The organism is Ferruginibacter paludis (assembly GCF_030409685.1).
Lineage (GTDB): Bacteria > Bacteroidota > Bacteroidia > Chitinophagales > Chitinophagaceae > Ferruginibacter > Ferruginibacter paludis.
In genome coordinates this window covers 459,045-475,123 of the sequence record NZ_JAUFQJ010000007.1, presented here as the reverse complement: position 1 = coordinate 475,123, position 16,079 = coordinate 459,045, and the positions used below count along the sequence as shown (strand labels likewise).

General features: G+C 41.9%; 14 protein-coding genes. All 14 read left to right on the top strand.

The genetic code is table 11. The features are described from left to right. The first annotated feature begins 32 nt into the window (after positions 1-32). The 14 genes from QWZ08_RS15375 (at position 33) to QWZ08_RS15310 (ending at position 16,077) form a co-directional block, all read left to right on the top strand. Complete coding sequence (locus QWZ08_RS15375) at positions 33-920, top strand: dioxygenase family protein (protein ID WP_290338356.1); 888 nt, start codon at positions 33-35, stop codon at positions 918-920. Positions 921-958: 38 nt separating this feature from the next. Then, entirely contained in the window at positions 959-2,143 is a 1,185-nt protein-coding gene (locus tag QWZ08_RS15370) for an acetyltransferase domain-containing protein (RefSeq protein WP_290338355.1), read from the top strand. Between the two features lie 53 nt (positions 2,144-2,196). Continuing rightward, positions 2,197-2,691 carry a nuclear transport factor 2 family protein gene (locus tag QWZ08_RS15365; RefSeq protein WP_290338354.1) on the top strand — a complete coding sequence of 165 codons (495 nt, stop codon included), beginning with the start codon at positions 2,197-2,199 and terminating at the stop codon, positions 2,689-2,691. A 23-nt stretch (positions 2,692-2,714) separates the two neighbouring features. Continuing rightward, entirely contained in the window at positions 2,715-3,158 is a 444-nt protein-coding gene (locus tag QWZ08_RS15360) for a nuclear transport factor 2 family protein (RefSeq protein WP_290338353.1), read from the top strand. Positions 3,159-3,166: 8 nt separating this feature from the next. Continuing rightward, positions 3,167-4,612, top strand: a complete 1,446-nt coding sequence (locus QWZ08_RS15355) for an amidohydrolase family protein (RefSeq protein WP_290338352.1) — start codon at positions 3,167-3,169, stop codon at positions 4,610-4,612. Between the two features lie 268 nt (positions 4,613-4,880). Continuing rightward, complete coding sequence (gene tnpA / locus QWZ08_RS15350) at positions 4,881-5,321, top strand: IS200/IS605 family transposase (protein ID WP_290338350.1); 441 nt, start codon at positions 4,881-4,883, stop codon at positions 5,319-5,321. A gap of 321 nt (positions 5,322-5,642) precedes the next feature. Beyond that, positions 5,643-7,742 carry a S9 family peptidase gene (locus QWZ08_RS15345; RefSeq protein WP_290338349.1) on the top strand — a complete coding sequence of 700 codons (2,100 nt, stop codon included), beginning with the start codon at positions 5,643-5,645 and terminating at the stop codon, positions 7,740-7,742. 142 nt (positions 7,743-7,884) lie between these two features. After that, positions 7,885-9,084 carry an acetyltransferase domain-containing protein gene (locus QWZ08_RS15340; protein WP_290338348.1) on the top strand — a complete coding sequence of 400 codons (1,200 nt, stop codon included), beginning with the start codon at positions 7,885-7,887 and terminating at the stop codon, positions 9,082-9,084. Between the two features lie 39 nt (positions 9,085-9,123). Next, positions 9,124-10,317: an acetyltransferase domain-containing protein gene (locus tag QWZ08_RS15335; protein WP_290338347.1), complete on the top strand. Its 1,194-nt coding sequence runs from the start codon at positions 9,124-9,126 to the stop codon at positions 10,315-10,317. Positions 10,318-10,502: 185 nt separating this feature from the next. Next, a complete protein-coding gene (locus QWZ08_RS15330) occupies positions 10,503-11,825 on the top strand; it encodes an amidohydrolase (protein WP_290338346.1) in 1,323 nt (440 codons plus the stop codon). A 350-nt stretch (positions 11,826-12,175) separates the two neighbouring features. Further along, positions 12,176-13,372, top strand: a complete 1,197-nt coding sequence (locus QWZ08_RS15325; RefSeq protein WP_290338345.1) for an acetyltransferase domain-containing protein — start codon at positions 12,176-12,178, stop codon at positions 13,370-13,372. 9 nt (positions 13,373-13,381) lie between these two features. Next, positions 13,382-14,050, top strand: coding sequence for a hypothetical protein (locus tag QWZ08_RS15320; protein WP_290338344.1), 669 nt, complete (start codon positions 13,382-13,384; stop codon positions 14,048-14,050). Between the two features lie 80 nt (positions 14,051-14,130). Beyond that, positions 14,131-14,775, top strand: a complete 645-nt coding sequence (locus QWZ08_RS15315) for a DUF2306 domain-containing protein (protein WP_290338343.1) — start codon at positions 14,131-14,133, stop codon at positions 14,773-14,775. Positions 14,776-14,793: 18 nt separating this feature from the next. Then, complete coding sequence (locus tag QWZ08_RS15310; RefSeq protein ID WP_290338342.1) at positions 14,794-16,077, top strand: Zn-dependent hydrolase; 1,284 nt, start codon at positions 14,794-14,796, stop codon at positions 16,075-16,077. The last annotated feature ends 2 nt before the right edge of the window (positions 16,078-16,079 follow it).

Below are 16,079 nucleotides of genomic sequence, written 5' to 3'. Positions count from 1 at the left end.
GCACATTCAACAACCAACCAAAACCAAACATCATGCAACGCAGAACATTTATCAAGCATTCGTCTTTGACGGCACTCAGCATCAGCGCATTTGGCAGCCTGTTCTGGAATGGAAAAAACTATGAAGGCGACACGCCAACAACTACTGATATTCTTGGTCCGTTTTACAGACCGGGTGCTCCATTGAAAACCAACCTTATCCTGCGGGGTTCAAAAGGAACACCTGTTGTTTTAAAAGGAAGCATTTTTAAAGAAGATGGCAAAACGCCTGTCAGCAATGCATTGGTTGAAATCTGGCATTGCGATGAAAACGAAGTATACGACAATACTTCTGAAGCTTACCATTATCGTGGCGGACAAAAAACAACTACAGATGGCAAATACGCATTTACAACGATTTTGCCCGTGCCCTATAAAGCCGATCCTAAAGATGAATCCTCCTGGCGACCTGCGCACATTCACATGCGGGTTTCAGTGCCCGGTCAGCAAGACCTTATCACTCAAATCTATTTCAAAGGAGGCAAATATGTTGAAACCGATAAATGGGCGTCTGCTCCGCAGGCAGTAAACAGGATACTGGATATTGCTACCAACAAAGCAGGCCAAAGCGAAGTTGTTTTCAATGTGACCATGCGTAAAGAAATTCCGTTGGATAAAAAAGTGTATGAAAAGGTTACCGGCCTCTTTGATATTGGAGATAATAATACAGTAGAGTTCATTAAAAATGATGACTTGCTTTTTATGAAAAGTAACGGGCAATTAAGGGCTGCTTTAAAATACATTGGCAATAACACCTTTGAAGCGGGAATCGGTTATCCCAAAGCAACTTTTGAATTGCAAAAAGACGGAACTGTAAAAGTAGCTATACAGCGAACAATTGATAAGACTATGTATGGCACAAAAGTTTTAAAATACAATTAATAAAATATTTCAAAAAACTAGAAGCAGCCAGTCAGACTATGAAAGCAATTGCAAAAGCAAGAATAGAATCTATAGATATTTTAAGGGGGGTGGTAATGGCTATTATGGCACTAGACCATGTAAGAGATTATTTTCACTATGGTTCCATTTTTGGTGACCCGACAGATTTAAAAACCACCACCCCTATCCTTTTCTTTACCCGTTTTATTACCAATTTTTGTGCTCCTGTTTTTGTATTCCTGTCTGGTACGTCTGCGTTTCTTTATGGAAGCAATAAATCAAAAAAACAGCTGTTTAAATTTCTTTTCACCAGGGGTATCTGGCTTATTTTTCTTGAAACAATAATCAACAATTTTATCTGGACTTTCGATATCACCTACAGCATACATATTTTCCAGGTTATTTGGGCGATCGGATGCAGCATGGTATGCTTATCCATCCTCATCTTTCTTCCCCGGAAAATAATTTTAGCAATTGGAATGCTACTGGTTGCAGGGCACAATGCCCTCGATGGCATTGTGGTGCAGGGACATAGTTTCCAGTCAATCGTTTGGGACGTTTTACATCATGAGAATGTGCTGGTATCAGGTTCAGGCCATATCTTCTTTCTACACTATCCGCTTATTCCCTGGATTGGCCTGATGGCACTGGGATACTTATTTGGAACATTTTACCAGAAAGATTTTGATGCAACACTCCGCAAAAAATGGCTACTGGGATTGGGCCTTGGGTCGCTTGTTTTATTTTTGGTTTTACGAGGTTTGAATGTGTATGGTGATTTAGTGCCATGGTCAGTGCAGGATAGCCGTACCAAAACAATACTGTCATTTTTTAAGGTGACAAAATATCCTCCTTCGCTATTATTTCTCTGCATTACGATTGGGCCTGCCCTATTGTTTTTATATGCTTTTGAAACCATCAAAACCAAGGTCACTGATTTCTTTTTGGTATTTGGAAGTGTACCTTTGTTCTATTACTTCCTGCACATGTTAGTGATTCATGTTTTTGCCGTTATAGGTCTGGTGATTACGGGCGGCCATTGGCAGGACATGATTATAACTGCTAAAGGATTTCAAAGCCAACAACTCTTAACATATGGATACCCGCTTTGGGTAGTATACCTCGTTTGGATCGGCGTTGTTTTACTGCTGTATCCATTTTGTAAAAAATACATGTTGTATAAACAAGCGCACAAAGAAAAATGGTGGTTGAGTTATTTGTAAAAAATAATCACAAAAACATTGCCCCCAAGACATTTACTTATTAAACAAACAAGATGAAAAAATATGTATGCCTATTACTGCTTGCAATAATTGGATGTACGAACCCTACAAATAGCCAGCCGGTGAAAATCAATGAGCATGATAAAAATGCAGATTCAATAGAAGTGGTAACAATTGTAAAAGAGTTCTTTAAATCGTTTGATGACCGGGACTTGCAAAAGATGAATGAGCTATTGGATCCGTCAATGAAAATCATTCATCACAACGGCGCAACCACTAACCGGGAAGAAATGATTGCCATAATAAAAGAAACAAAAAACTGGTGGCCAAGAACAAGAAAGTTATCGGAGATAGAATTTACCGGTTCCCCTAACATGGCAGTAGTCGGCATTTTGAATGAAGTGATCTTTTCGTTACCCAATAATAAAACAGTGGAAGAACGGTATAGGGAAACCTGGATTTTTAAGAAAACTGGCAATCAATGGAAACCCGTTCGTTGTCACTATTCAAAAATAATGGTCGATAAACATTCTGAAGAAGTGAATTAAAAATCAGTCATACAGATTTACCAATGAAAAAAATACAACTATTTGGAATTGCAATTTTATTTACGGCGCTGTTGCAGGCACAATCAAACCAAACCCAGCAGGCAGTGCAACAAACAGTGACCAAATTATTTGACGCATTATCCAACCGGGACTCTGTCAGCTTAAAACAATATTGTGCTGATGATATAAGCCTGTATGAATATGGAATGGCCTGGAATCTGGATACGCTTATCAACAGGGCAATTACATTAAATACAGCAACCGATTTTAAGCGCATTGATACCCTTGACTTTATCAACACAACCATTGATAAAAACGTAGCATGGACAACTTACAATCTTAGTTCTGAAATTACAAAGGATGGTAAACAGACTTCTGTAAAATGGCTGGAAACAGTGATTGTAGTAAATGAGAGAAACAAGTGGAAAGTCAAAGTATTACATTCATCATTGATCAAACGTAATTAATAAAATTTATGAAACGAATATTACTTGCTTTTATCCTGGTTTCATTTTTCATTGCGCCTGCATTCTCCCAAACCACATTCAGCGATGAAACAAAAAAATACATTGAGTACAACGACTCTGTTACGGTGTTTAAAAATGCTTTGTTGATTGATGGCAAAGGCAATGATGCAAAGCCGCATCAATCCGTTATTATCAGCAATGGTAAAATTAAATGGATGGGTGATGATGCAACACTGCAACTGCCAAAGGGTGCAAAGCTCATCGACTTAAATGGCAAAGCGCTCATGCCCGGCCTGGTCATGCTCCATGAGCACATGTACATATCAGCACATGACATCGGCACCCGCTATCTCCACTTAAAGCAATTGCCTTTTACCTTTCCCCGCTTGTACCTGGCAGCAGGCGCCACCACCATCAGAACCTGCGGCAGCATTGAACCTTATTCTGACCTGCGCATAAAAAAAGACATCGACCTGGGTTTATTACCGGGTCCGTCAATGGAACTTACAGCACCTTATATCCAGGGTAAGTCATCCAATTTCCCGCAAATGAAAGAAAACAAAACACCGGAGGAAGCGGCAGCATTTGTAAACTATTGGGCCGACCAGGGCTTCACTTCTTTTAAAGCATACATGGGGGTTGATAAACCAATTTTAAAAGCTGCTATTGATGCAGTGCATAAAAGAAAGTTGAAAATCACTGGCCATCTCGATATCGTTAAGTATCGTGAAGCAGCTTTATTGGGCATGGATAATTTAGAACATGGATTTATGGTCAGTACCGATTTTGCTGCGGGTAAAAAGGAAAATGAGAAGCCTGAAACCGGCACTGCCATCAAAGGATTGGGAAACCTCGATATCCAAAGTGATAGTGTAAAACAATTTATCCAATTCTTGATTGATAAAAAAACAGGCATCACTTCTTCGCTTGCTGTATTTGAAGGCGCTACCTCTACGCAACCGTTGCCTGTTGAAGATGCAGTGAGTGCCATGTCACCGGATACAAGGGACTTTTATTTAAAAAGACTGGTCAATACCAAATCTGCTAAAGGCATAACTGATTATGATAAAGCATTTGCAAAAGCTGCCAAAATGGAAAAGCTCCTTAATGATATGGGTGGCCTGTTAACGGTGGGTACCGACCCCACCGGTAATGGCGGAACCTTGGCCGGTTACGGCAACTGGCGGGCAATTGAATTACTGGTGGAAGCAGATGGCTTTACTCCTTTGCAGGCGATTAAAATTGCGACACAAAATGGCTCCGTTGCATTAGGGTTTGATAAATCAGTTGGTACTATTGAGATTGGAAAATCGGCTGACCTGTTAGTGATTGAAGGCGATCCGTCAAAGAATATCAGTGATATCCGTAAAGTGCAGTATGTGTTTAAAAACGGTGTTGGTTATAATTCAAAGAAATTGTTTGACTCGGTAAAAGGGAAAGTGGGATTTAATTAAAGTATTAAAATGATTCTCATCAAAGAATAGGGCATTTGCAGAACGCTAAATTTAGAGCAGTACTATTGACCAGGTCGAAGCAACTATCGTTGTGTTGCTCTATAAATAAGTACATGATTCAGACAGAAGCCTTATACTAAATAATTAAATTGTGGTATGTTGGCTAAAGCCAACAATCATCAATGAATTGCCACAGGCTTCAGCCTGTGGATAAAAATAAAATCAAATTGGCTTCAGCCAAACAAATGAATAATAAAAAATAGATAACATGCCATTTGTTAGTGTCTACATTCATTTTGTATGGAGTACAAAAGACAGGGTGCCTTATTTAGAAAACAAAACAATAAGAGACGCCATGTGGCAACACATCAGGGATAATGGAAAAGCAAAAGGCATTTTTATTGATTTTGTAAATGGACACACTGATCATTGCCACTGCTTAGTTTCTCTGGGAACTGAACAGACCATCAGCAAAATAATGCAGCTGATAAAAGGAGAAGCCGCATTTTGGTTTAACAAACAACATTTTATTACAGAAAAATTAGCATGGCAGGATGAATATTTTGCAGTGTCGGTTTCTGAATCAGCCTTGAACATAGTGAGAAATTATATAAAAAATCAGGAAGAACATCACAAGAAAAAGACATTTCAGCAAGAGTATGATGAGTTCCTCACTAAATATGGATTTCAAAAATTTCAAGATGAATGAGAATTATGTTTTGGCTAAAGCCAATAACATTAATTTAATTGTCCTCCAGCTGAAGCTGGAGGCAATTAAAAAGCTGGAGGCAATTTCAAAAGCTGGAGGATAATTCATGGAGCCAATTCGTGAATTGTCACAGGTTTTAAACTGTGGACAAAATAAAATGAATTGCCATAGGCTTCAGCCTGTGGACTAAAATAAAATCAAAAAGGCTTTAGCCAAATAATGAATAAAGAAAATGACAATACGAAAGAAAGTTTCGGAGATGATTAAAAAATTCAGAAACTACTAGCAAAATTTCTTAAATAATAAGACCCAAAACCATACATGAAAAAAATATTCCTGCTGGTGCTATTACCTGTTCAGCTACTTGCACAGACCAATCCCTTTGCAGCTTTTAAAGCCTACAATTTCCCAACCGAATTGCATGCTGCTTCGAGTGGATCAAAAATAGCCTGGGCATTGGATGAGCAGGGAAAACGCAATGTATATGTGGCAGAAGGCCCCGCATTCAAACCCAGGAAACTGACCAGTTTTTCAAAAGATGATGGGCAGGAAATTACCAGTGTATCTATTTCAGCAGATGGCAAGTGGGTGGTATTTGTTCGTGGCGGCGATCATGGTGCCAATTGGGATCATGGCTTACCGTTAAACCCTTCATTTGAAACAAATCCTTTTCATGTGCAAGTAGCCAGTGTACCATTTGATGGTGGAGAAACAAAATATTTATCCGAAGGTGATGACCCTGTTATTTCTCCCGATAGCAAAACAGTAGCTTTCATAAAAGGCGGACAGGCATGGGCGGCGCCCATTGACGGCAGTGCTGCTGCCAGGAATCTATTTACAACAAGGGGCAACGTTGGGTTGCTGGAATACAGTGCAGGTGATAGTTTGTTGTTATTTGTTGCCCATCGTAATGATCATTCTATCATCGGCATTTATACCAATGGTGCAACGCCCATCAAATGGATTGCGCCTTCCTTTAGTTTTGATGAAACACCTCATTGGTCGCCCGACAATAAAAGTATTGTGTTTATCAGAAGACCGGGCGCTGGTGGTGCACCCGATTCTTTGTTGGTTCAAAAGCATATTCCCTGGAGTATTTATACCGCGGATATTGCAAGCGGCAAAGCAACGTTGTTGTGGAAAGCTCCCGCCACCTTGCGGGGCTCTGTACCCACAACAGAAGGCGGTTACAACCTGCACTGGGCTGCCAATAACAGGATCATATTTTTATCTTACCAGGATGGATGGCCGCATCTCTACTCTATTGCAGCGGATGGTGGTAAGGAAACGCTATTGACGCCGGGCAATTTTATGTGTGAGCATATCACGCTAAGTACAGATAAAAAATACCTGACCTTCAGTGCCAACACCGGTAACGGCCAACTGGATATTGAAAGAAGGCATGCTGCGAAAGTAAGTGTTGACAAAGCAGATATGCATGTACTGACAAATGGCAGTGGCCTTGAATGGACACCGTTATTAATCAATGATAACAATACGTTGGCCTTTATCAGCGCCACCGCACAGCGACCACCATTACCTGCTGTGATGCAATTAAGTAAGAGCGACAATGCTGTTCAATTAATGGGTGAAGAATTGATACCAACCAGTTTTCCAAAGGAAAAATTGATTATCCCCACACAAGTAATTTTTAAATCGGCTGATGGCGTTACGGTGCATGCGGATTTATTTTTACCTGCAGGTGGCACCAGTAAAAAACCGGCTATTGTGTATGTGCATGGCGGCCCGCCAAGACAAATGTTATTGGGCTGGCACTACTCCGATTATTATAGCAATGCCTATGCAAGCAACCAATACCTGGCCAGCCTCGGCTTTGTGGTGTTGTCAGTAAATTACCGCCTGGGTATCGGGTATGGTTATGAGTTTCACCAGGCAAAAAATGCAGGCGAAGCCGGCGCTTCAGAATATCTTGATATTAAAGCTGCTGGCGAATGGCTGCGAAAACAAACCTTTGTTGATGCCCAAAAAATCGGCATTTATGGTGGCTCTTATGGTGGCTATTTAACAGCCATGGCGCTGGCCAAAGATTCGAAACTTTTTGCAGCCGGCGTAGATATTCACGGCGTGCATGACTGGGCATCCCGTTCTGGTTTACTTACGGCTTATAATGAGAAATATGAGAAAGCGCCTGACCTGGAAAAAGCCCTCAAAACAGCCTGGTACTCCTCCCCGATTCCTTACATGAAAACATGGAAATCGCCTGTGTTAATCATCCATGCGGATGATGACCGAAATGTACAATTTAATGAAAGTGTTGATATAATCAACCGGTTGGAAAAGCAGCATGTGACCTACGAAACCATCATGATTGCAGATGATACCCACCACTGGATGAAATGGGAAAATGCAGTAACCGTGTACGGGGCTGTGGCGGAGTTTTTTGTTAGAAAATTTAAATAGCAAATAAGACACTATTGATAGAAAGAAAAATAGTGCATAAAAATTGAACCGGTTTTTCAAAAATGCAGCTGACCTTTTACAATTTACTGAATAAAATAAGTAACTTAAAACCGATTAAAAATCAATACCAAAACCAACTAATATGCAACAGCCACTTGCTGCATCGCAGAAAAGAATTGACTCCATTGATGTGCTGCGGGGCATTGTGATGGTTATCATGACGCTGGATCATACCAGGGATTTTTTTCATGTTGCAGCCAACACCGGCGATCCCTTAGCCGTACCCTCTGCATCTCCTATATTATTTTTTACCAGGTGGATCACTCATTTTTGTGCGCCCACATTTGTATTTCTATCCGGACTTTCCTGCTACTTACAATCCTTTAAAAAAAGCAAAAAAGAATTGAGTTCCTTCTTAATCAAGAGAGGACTTTGGCTCATTATTGCGGAAGCGATTATCCTCTCTTTTGTGTTTACGTTAAATCCATTGTACAATATTATTTTCCTGGAAGTAATCTGGGCGATTGGTATCAGTATGATGATACTGGGTTTGCTGATCTACCTGCCATTCCCTGTTATACTTACCATAGGGTTGGTAATAGTGCTGGGGCATAACCTGCTGGATATACCCGAAGCAGCCCCCGGTTTTAAACCCTCTTTTTTATACAGCCTCCTGCACCGGGTGGGCGGAGTAATGCCATTTGCTCCGGGACATATACTGCTTGTGCTGTATCCATTTTTACCATGGACGGGCTTAATGATATTGGGCTATTGTACCGGTACGTTCTTCTCTTCCAACTACAGTGCGGATGAACGTAAAAAAATATTGTTGAGGATAGGTGTCTTTACTATTTTATTTTTTGTCCTGGTCAGGTTTGTCAACGTGTATGGTAATCCATTTCAGTGGAGTAAGCAAAATACCTGGTTGGATACTTTTCTTTCTTTCATCAACCTTCAGAAATACCCGCCCTCTTTATTGTTCATGTGCGTCACCGTCGGACCAGCACTGATTGTTCTGTCTTATTTGGAAGGTATTCAAAACCGCTTTACCAGTTTGGTGAGGATCTACGGCAGGGTTCCTTTTTTCTATTATGTAGTTCATTTCTTTCTGGCGCACGTGGTGGCAATGATCGTATTTTTTGCGAGGGGGCACAATATGCAGGACGTCGCGAAGGCAGCTCAGCAGGTGCCTTTGTTGTTTATTGTTCCCGGTGAAGGATTTAGTTTGCCGGTAGTATATTTAATCTGGCTGGCCATCGTAGCCATTATGTATCCGTTGTGTAAAAAATATGACCGGTATAAAACCAGTCACAAAGAAAAATGGTGGCTGAGTTATTTATAACAAAGCAAATAAATTTTTATTCAATCAACCAACATACCAATGCAAGCTTCTTTGTCCAACAATCAAAAACGAATCAACTCAATTGATTTGCTGCGTGGATTGATCATGATCATTATGGCGATTGACCATGTTCGGGATTATTTTCATGCCAGTTCATTTTTATACAATCCGCTGGATCTTTCCAAAACAAGTGCCCCCATATTCCTTACCCGTTGGATCACGCATTTTTGCGCACCCATATTTATGCTGCTTGCGGGTACATCCGCCTATCTTATTGGTCAGAAGAAAACCAAAAAGGAGTTGTCCGTTTTCCTTTTAAAACGTGGACTGTGGCTGATCTTTCTTGAAATGATCATCGTTAATTTTGGTTGGAATTTTAATATCTTATTTCCCAATTTTCTGTTTGTCACCATCTGGGCACTCGGTGTAAGCATGATTGTACTGGCCGCAATGATTCATTTGCCCGTAAAAATTATTTTGCCCGTTTGCATCCTCATTGTAGCAGGTCATAATTTGCTGGACAAAACGCATGTAACCGGCAACACACTGCCTGCATTTGGCTGGGCGCTGCTGCATGAGCAAAACTTTTTTTACTGGCACAAGGAAGCTTTCCTGGTAGGCTACCCGCTGGTACCCTGGATTGGTGTAATGCCGTTGGGTTATTGCCTTGGTGTATGGTACGCCAGTGGCTATGACGCAGCCAAAAGAAGAAAGCAACTGTTGATTACCGGGGGAGCCGCCATCCTACTTTTTATTATACTCCGTTTCACCAACCTGTATGGTGATCCTGTTCCATGGAGCACACAAAAAAATCCACTGTTTACTTTGTTGTCTTTTATCAATGTCAACAAATACCCGCCATCACTCTTGTATATTTTAGTAACGTTGGGCAGCGCATTGATATCGCTGGCATGGATGGAAAAATTACAAGGCACCGTTGTAAATATCATTTCCATCTACGGGCGGGTACCGATGTTCTTTTACCTCATTCACATTTACCTGATACATTTACTGGCGATGATTGCGTCGGGATTGTTCACCAGTGTAGCCTGGCAAAACTGGATGCTGCGGCAACCCATCTGGTTCAATACAGACCTGAAGGGATACGGCTTTCCGCTGATCGTGGTCTATCTTGTCTGGGCCTTTGTGGTGGTAGCCCTGTTCCCGCTTTGCAAACGATACGATCGTTACAAGCAGTCGCATAAAGAAAAATGGTGGTTGAGTTATTTATAAAGCATACAACCCCGTCAGCGGTTATAAACCCTGACGGCGGTTGGGAAAGAACGAATGTTTTAATTGAACACCATTCTTTAAAACCGCCAACGGGGCGTGGAGCCGCCGTCGGGGTTAGGAAATATTTCAAATTAACGGCTTGCCATCAGATTGTTACACAATATTCCATCATTCAAACCAACCACGTGAACAAAAAAGTCATTACATTTTTATCCATCCTGATCTTTAGCATAGGAGGGCTCCATGCGCAAGTCAGCAAACAGGTAAAGCAAATGGCCTATGCTGATTCGGGCAGGCTGGTGGAAATTTTTAAAGACCTTCACCAGAACCCGGAGCTCGGTTTTATGGAAGTGCGCACATCCGCCATCATCGAAAAAGAACTGAAGGCATTGGGCTATGAAGTGATGACAGGAATTGGCAAAACAGGTGTGGTAGGTATTTTAAAAAATGGCGCCGGCCCGGTGGTAATGTACCGTGCCGATATGGATTGTAATTCAGTAAAAGAAATTACAGGTCTACCCTACTCCAGCACCAAAACGATGAAGAAGGTGGACGGCACGGAAGTGCCCGTAATGCACGCCTGCGGCCATGATGCACATGTAACCTGGTTGCTGGAAGTTGCCAAAATAATGGCGTCTATAAAAAACGAATGGAAGGGAACGCTGGTAATGCTGGCACAACCTGCAGAGGAACCACTGACTGGTGCCAAGGCAATGGTCAATGATAAGATGTATGACAAAGGTGTACCAGTTCCTGATTATTTATTTGGTCTGCACACCACTCCCATTGCAACAGGCAGCATTAAAAACGGTGCTGGTGAAAGAGCCGCAGGCAGTGATCAGCTGGACGTAACTTTTTACGGCATCGGCGGCCATGGCTCTACACCGGAACTTACCAAAGACCCGGTGGTAATGGCTTGCAATGCAGTGTTGCAGTATCAAACCATTGTCAGCAGAAGCATTGCTGCGCAGGATGTGGCTGTGCTGACTGTTGGCGCCATCCACTCCGGTGGCGATAACAATGTGATCCCGGCATCTGCGGTGGTGAAACTAAACCTGCGCTGGTTCAATGAAAGAATAAGAACTGTTTTGCTGGATGGTATCAAAAGAATCAACGAAGGCATTGCTGTTGCGAACGGCGTCGCCAAAGAAAACTATCCATCCATTTTAATGAAGGGCAGTGTGTACCCGCAGGTGAATGATCCGGCATTGTCTGCCAAAGTAAACAAAGCGCTTACGCCCCTGCTGACACCTGAAAAAATCATTACTGATACGCCTCCTATCATGGGTTCCGAAGATTTCAATCACCTGGTATTGGGCAATAATAAAACACTGTGCGATTATATATGGGTAGGCACTGCACAACCCGACCTGTATGCAAAGGCGGTGAGCGAAGGAAAGAGTGCGCCTTTTTATAATCATAACGGCAATTACCAGGTTGATCTGGCAGCCATTCCGCTGGGTGCTGTAATTGGCACTACAACTCTGCTTGAATTATTCAAAAAATAGCGATCAAAAAAAATTATAGGATACTAAAGAATAGCCGCATATTCTTTAACGGCCTCAGAAAAAAAGCGTTAAGAAAATTTGAATGGTTGCCGTTAAAAAATGAAATTGATGTTACAAATGTTTGGCATGGGTATTAGCCCGTAAGTCGCACATAAGCCTGGCTATATTCTGCTGCTTGAGCTAATTTCATTTTAGGCGAGCATTCAAATTTTTAGCTTTTTTTCTGCAGCCTTGATTTTTTTTGTTCCTTTTTTTTATCAAGAAAAAAAAGTAATTGAACCCTTACATCAGATGAGAAAGGCTTTGCGGACTAAATTAATTATTCTAAAATATTATTTAAAGAAGCTTTGATGCAACAACCCTTCACCAGCAACAAAAAAAGAATTGAATCGATTGACCTTTTGAGAGGCATCGTGATCGTCATCATGGCGCTGGATCATGTACGGGATTATTTTCATGCAGCTAATTTTGTGTACGATCCAACCGACCTTACGCAAACCAATGCACCCGTATTTTTCACCAGGTGGATCACGAATTTCTGTGCACCGGTATTTGTGTTCCTGGCAGGCACTTCCGCCTTTTTGGTGGGAGAAAGAAAAACAAAATCAGCACTCTCGGCATTTTTACTAAAGCGTGGCCTGTGGCTGATGCTGCTGGAAGTATCGGTGATCAGCTTTGCCTGGAATTTCAATCCGCACTACCCCACTTTTCGACTGCAGGTGATCTGGATATTGGGACTTTCGATGGTGTGCATGAGCGCCTTGATTTACCTGCCACCCAAAATAATTTTAGCGTCGGGGCTCCTTATATTATTTACGCATAATTTATTTGACAACCTACATGTAACGGGCAACAGTTTTTCTGATTTTTTATTGGCAGAATTGCACGAACGCAAACGGTTCAATTTTGGCGGGCACTTTTTCACTACCGGCTACTCCCTCCTTGCATGGCTGAGCACCATGATGCTGGGTTATTGCTTTGGGGCATTGTATAAAAAAAGTATGGATACGACTGTTCGAAAAAAATACCTGCTGATCATTGGCAGCACTGCCATTGCTGTTTTTATGTTGGTAAGAGCCATCAATGTATATGGAGATATGCAACCCTGGAAAGTGCAGCCCTCCTTCATTATGACGGTTTGTTCCTTTTTAAATGCTACCAAATACCCCCCATCACTGCTTTATACGTTAATGACTTTAGGGCCTGCATTGATTGCGCTGGCATTGCTTGAAAAACCGCTGAGTCGTTTCGGGCAAATCACCATTGTATATGGCCGTGTACCGTTGTTTTTTTACATCCTCCATCTTTTTCTGATTCACCTGTTGGCGATTGTTGCTGTGGTGGCAAGTGGCAGGCCATGGACACAGATGATTTTTACAACGATGCAAAATGCAAAAGACAATCCCTGGTTGACAGGCTACGGATTCTCACTGGCCGGAACTTATTTGGTTTGGTTACTGGTAGTAGTGCTGTTATATCCTTTGTGTAAATGGTATGATCGTTATAAAAGCAACCACAAAGAAAAATGGTGGCTGAGTTACCTATAAAATAAAAAAATGAAAATTAAAACAATCGCACTGTTGCTATGGGTGTTTTTTTATGCTCTGCAGTTGGCAGCGCAGGTTCAGGTAAGAGAAGAACCAAGACACCATCCCGTTTTACAAAACAAATATATCCGCCTGCTGGATGTGTGGTTACCACCTGGAGATACGACCTTGTTTCATATTCATGCAACACCCTCGGTCTTTGTAATACTAAGTAATACCATCACAGGTACACAAATAAAAGACTCAGCGTGGAGCATCGCAGCACGATCAAAAGCTGGTACCGCCTGGTATCGGTCTTTCACACCCGATCCACTCGTACACAGGGTTTGCAATAGCGATACCGTTGTTTTTCATGTAAATGATATTGAGTTATTAGCTCCATACAACAGCACTGCTTCCGGCGTACAACGTCTACCGTTTGCGGTGGAATTTGAAAATGAAAAAGCCATTGCATACCGGTTGACAACAACCGATTTTAATCAGCGAGTGATTAAAGACCGTGGGCCGTTGATAGCAGAACTGGTTAGTGGAAGCAGGATTATTTTCCATAACAATACAACCAATAAAACAACAAGAATAGAAGCGGGCAAATATTTGTACATCAAACCTGCTACCGCTTTTTATTTTTCAGCATCAGAAAAAAGCAATATCGAAATGATTCTTTTTGAAATCAAGTAACGGAACTTTCCGGACAAGAGTAACGGTACATTAAATAAAATACCAGTCATCAAAATAAATAGTTAAATAAAATTTTAATCATGATAAGTCTAACTACATTAAACAAGCCAAGAGTATTCCTGTTCTCCATCCTTGCACTATTATCACTGTATGTACTCGTTGTACAGGAAGTTTTGTACTTGTGGAGTGCCGGTGCTTCCGATTTGGCCCGGTACAAATCCATGTCGTGGTTATTGGTGCCGCATGGAATAATGGGAATGATTGCATTGGTAATTGGTCCGTTCCAATTCTCCACTACGCTGCGCAGGAACAACCTGGCACTGCATAAAAAACTCGGTAAAATTTACATCTTCGCTATTTTACTGGCGATGCCATTCGCTATTATGCTCAATATATATCATCGTATTCCCGGTGCCAACGAAACTTTTGTTTTTGAGAATATCACACAGGCATTGGTGTGGGCAATTACTGCAGCAATGGCCTGGCTGGCAGCTTCCAGGCGGCAGATAACCATTCACAAAATGTGGGCGGCCCGCAGCTACGGTGTTACATTGGTTTTTGTAACTTCCAGGATATACAACCCCATGCAACTATTTATGAAAAGCCCCACTATCAATGATTTCGGACATTTCCTCTGGCTTCTTCTGGTACTGGCACTGGTTGTTCCTGACATGCTGGTGTTTGGTAAGGAATTATTTGTTAGCAAAAAACCGCATCTGCGATAAAAAAATTAAATCAACTACATGAGATATTTACTAACTGCATTTATATTGTCATTTTCATTCACTGCATTTTCTCAATCAAAACTTACCGTCAATGCACAACGCATCGAAAGCCGCCTTGCAGATTTATCCAAATTTGGCAAAGACAGTACCGGCAAAGGTTACAGGGTAGCTTATACAAAAGGTGACCAGGAAGGCAGGGCATGGTTTATAACGATGATGACGAATGCAGGCCTTGAAGTAAGCATTGATGATGCAGGCAATATCACTGGCAAACGAAAAGGGAAAAATGCCTCGCTGCAACCTATCGCCTTCGGATCGCACATTGATATGGTGCCGGATGGCGGCAATTATGATGGTTGTGTGGGTTCCATCGGCGCACTGGAAATGATGGAAGTGTTGAATGAAAACAATGTGGTAACCGATCATCCGCTGCAACTCATCATCTTTTCCAACGAAGAGGGCGGCACCATTGGCAGTATGGCCATGGCGGGGAAAGTAACAGCAGAAGGATTAAAGCAGGTAAGCCAGAGCGGACTCACCATGGCTGCCGGCATCAAAGCCATTGGTGGCAACCCGGATAGTATTCAGTCTGCTGCTTTAAAAAAAGGAGCGCTGAAAGCTTTTGTAGAATTGCACATTGAACAGGGAGGCATTCTGGATAAAGAGCAATTGCAGATCGGCGTGGTGGAAGGCATTGTTGGCATCATCCACTGGGAGGTAACGGTGAGCGGCTTTGCGAACCATGCAGGCACAACGCCGATGGATATGCGGCATGATGCGCTGTTGGCATCCGCAAAATTAATTGTCGCGGTAAATGAAGTAATCAACAGTTATAAAGGAAGACAGGTCGGCACCATTGGTAAAATCGCCGCCATGCCGGGCGCATACAATGTGATCCCCGGCAAAGTAACCATGGGCCTGGAAATAAGAGATCTTTCTTACGATAAAATATGGATGTTGTTTCATGATATTGAAAAACGGGCAGCAGCCATTGCCGCTGTTTCCGGCACCACCATTACGTTTCAGCACCAGGCCAATGAATCTAAACCAGCCTTAACCGATAAAAACATACAAGCTCAAATCACCGCATCTGCAAAGGCACTTGGCTTTACTACCAAGGTAATGCAAAGCGGCGCCGGGCATGATTCGCAGGAGATGGCATTGATCGCACCAGTAGGTATGATCTTTATCCCGAGCATCGGCGGTATCAGCCATTCACCCAAAGAATTCTCCAAAACAACCGATATTGCAAATGGCGCCAACGTACTATTGCAAACCATTTTAAAACTGGATAAAGAATAATC

What these genes read in the sequence shown, in the direction of transcription:
- QWZ08_RS15360 (WP_290338353.1), top strand. Translation starts at nt 2,715, where the DNA reads ATGAAAAAAATACAACTATTTGGAATTGCAATTTTATTTACGGCGCTG.
- tnpA (WP_290338350.1), top strand. Translation starts at nt 4,881, where the DNA reads ATGCCATTTGTTAGTGTCTACATTCATTTTGTATGGAGTACAAAAGAC.
- QWZ08_RS15355 (WP_290338352.1), top strand. Translation starts at nt 3,167, where the DNA reads ATGAAACGAATATTACTTGCTTTTATCCTGGTTTCATTTTTCATTGCG.
- QWZ08_RS15370 (WP_290338355.1), top strand. Translation starts at nt 959, where the DNA reads ATGAAAGCAATTGCAAAAGCAAGAATAGAATCTATAGATATTTTAAGG.
- QWZ08_RS15320 (WP_290338344.1), top strand. Translation starts at nt 13,382, where the DNA reads ATGAAAATTAAAACAATCGCACTGTTGCTATGGGTGTTTTTTTATGCT.
- QWZ08_RS15365 (WP_290338354.1), top strand. Translation starts at nt 2,197, where the DNA reads ATGAAAAAATATGTATGCCTATTACTGCTTGCAATAATTGGATGTACG.
- QWZ08_RS15345 (WP_290338349.1), top strand. Translation starts at nt 5,643, where the DNA reads ATGAAAAAAATATTCCTGCTGGTGCTATTACCTGTTCAGCTACTTGCA.
- QWZ08_RS15315 (WP_290338343.1), top strand. Translation starts at nt 14,131, where the DNA reads ATGATAAGTCTAACTACATTAAACAAGCCAAGAGTATTCCTGTTCTCC.
- QWZ08_RS15340 (WP_290338348.1), top strand. Translation starts at nt 7,885, where the DNA reads ATGCAACAGCCACTTGCTGCATCGCAGAAAAGAATTGACTCCATTGAT.
- QWZ08_RS15325 (WP_290338345.1), top strand. Translation starts at nt 12,176, where the DNA reads ATGCAACAACCCTTCACCAGCAACAAAAAAAGAATTGAATCGATTGAC.
- QWZ08_RS15335 (WP_290338347.1), top strand. Translation starts at nt 9,124, where the DNA reads ATGCAAGCTTCTTTGTCCAACAATCAAAAACGAATCAACTCAATTGAT.
- QWZ08_RS15310 (WP_290338342.1), top strand. Translation starts at nt 14,794, where the DNA reads ATGAGATATTTACTAACTGCATTTATATTGTCATTTTCATTCACTGCA.
- QWZ08_RS15375 (WP_290338356.1), top strand. Translation starts at nt 33, where the DNA reads ATGCAACGCAGAACATTTATCAAGCATTCGTCTTTGACGGCACTCAGC.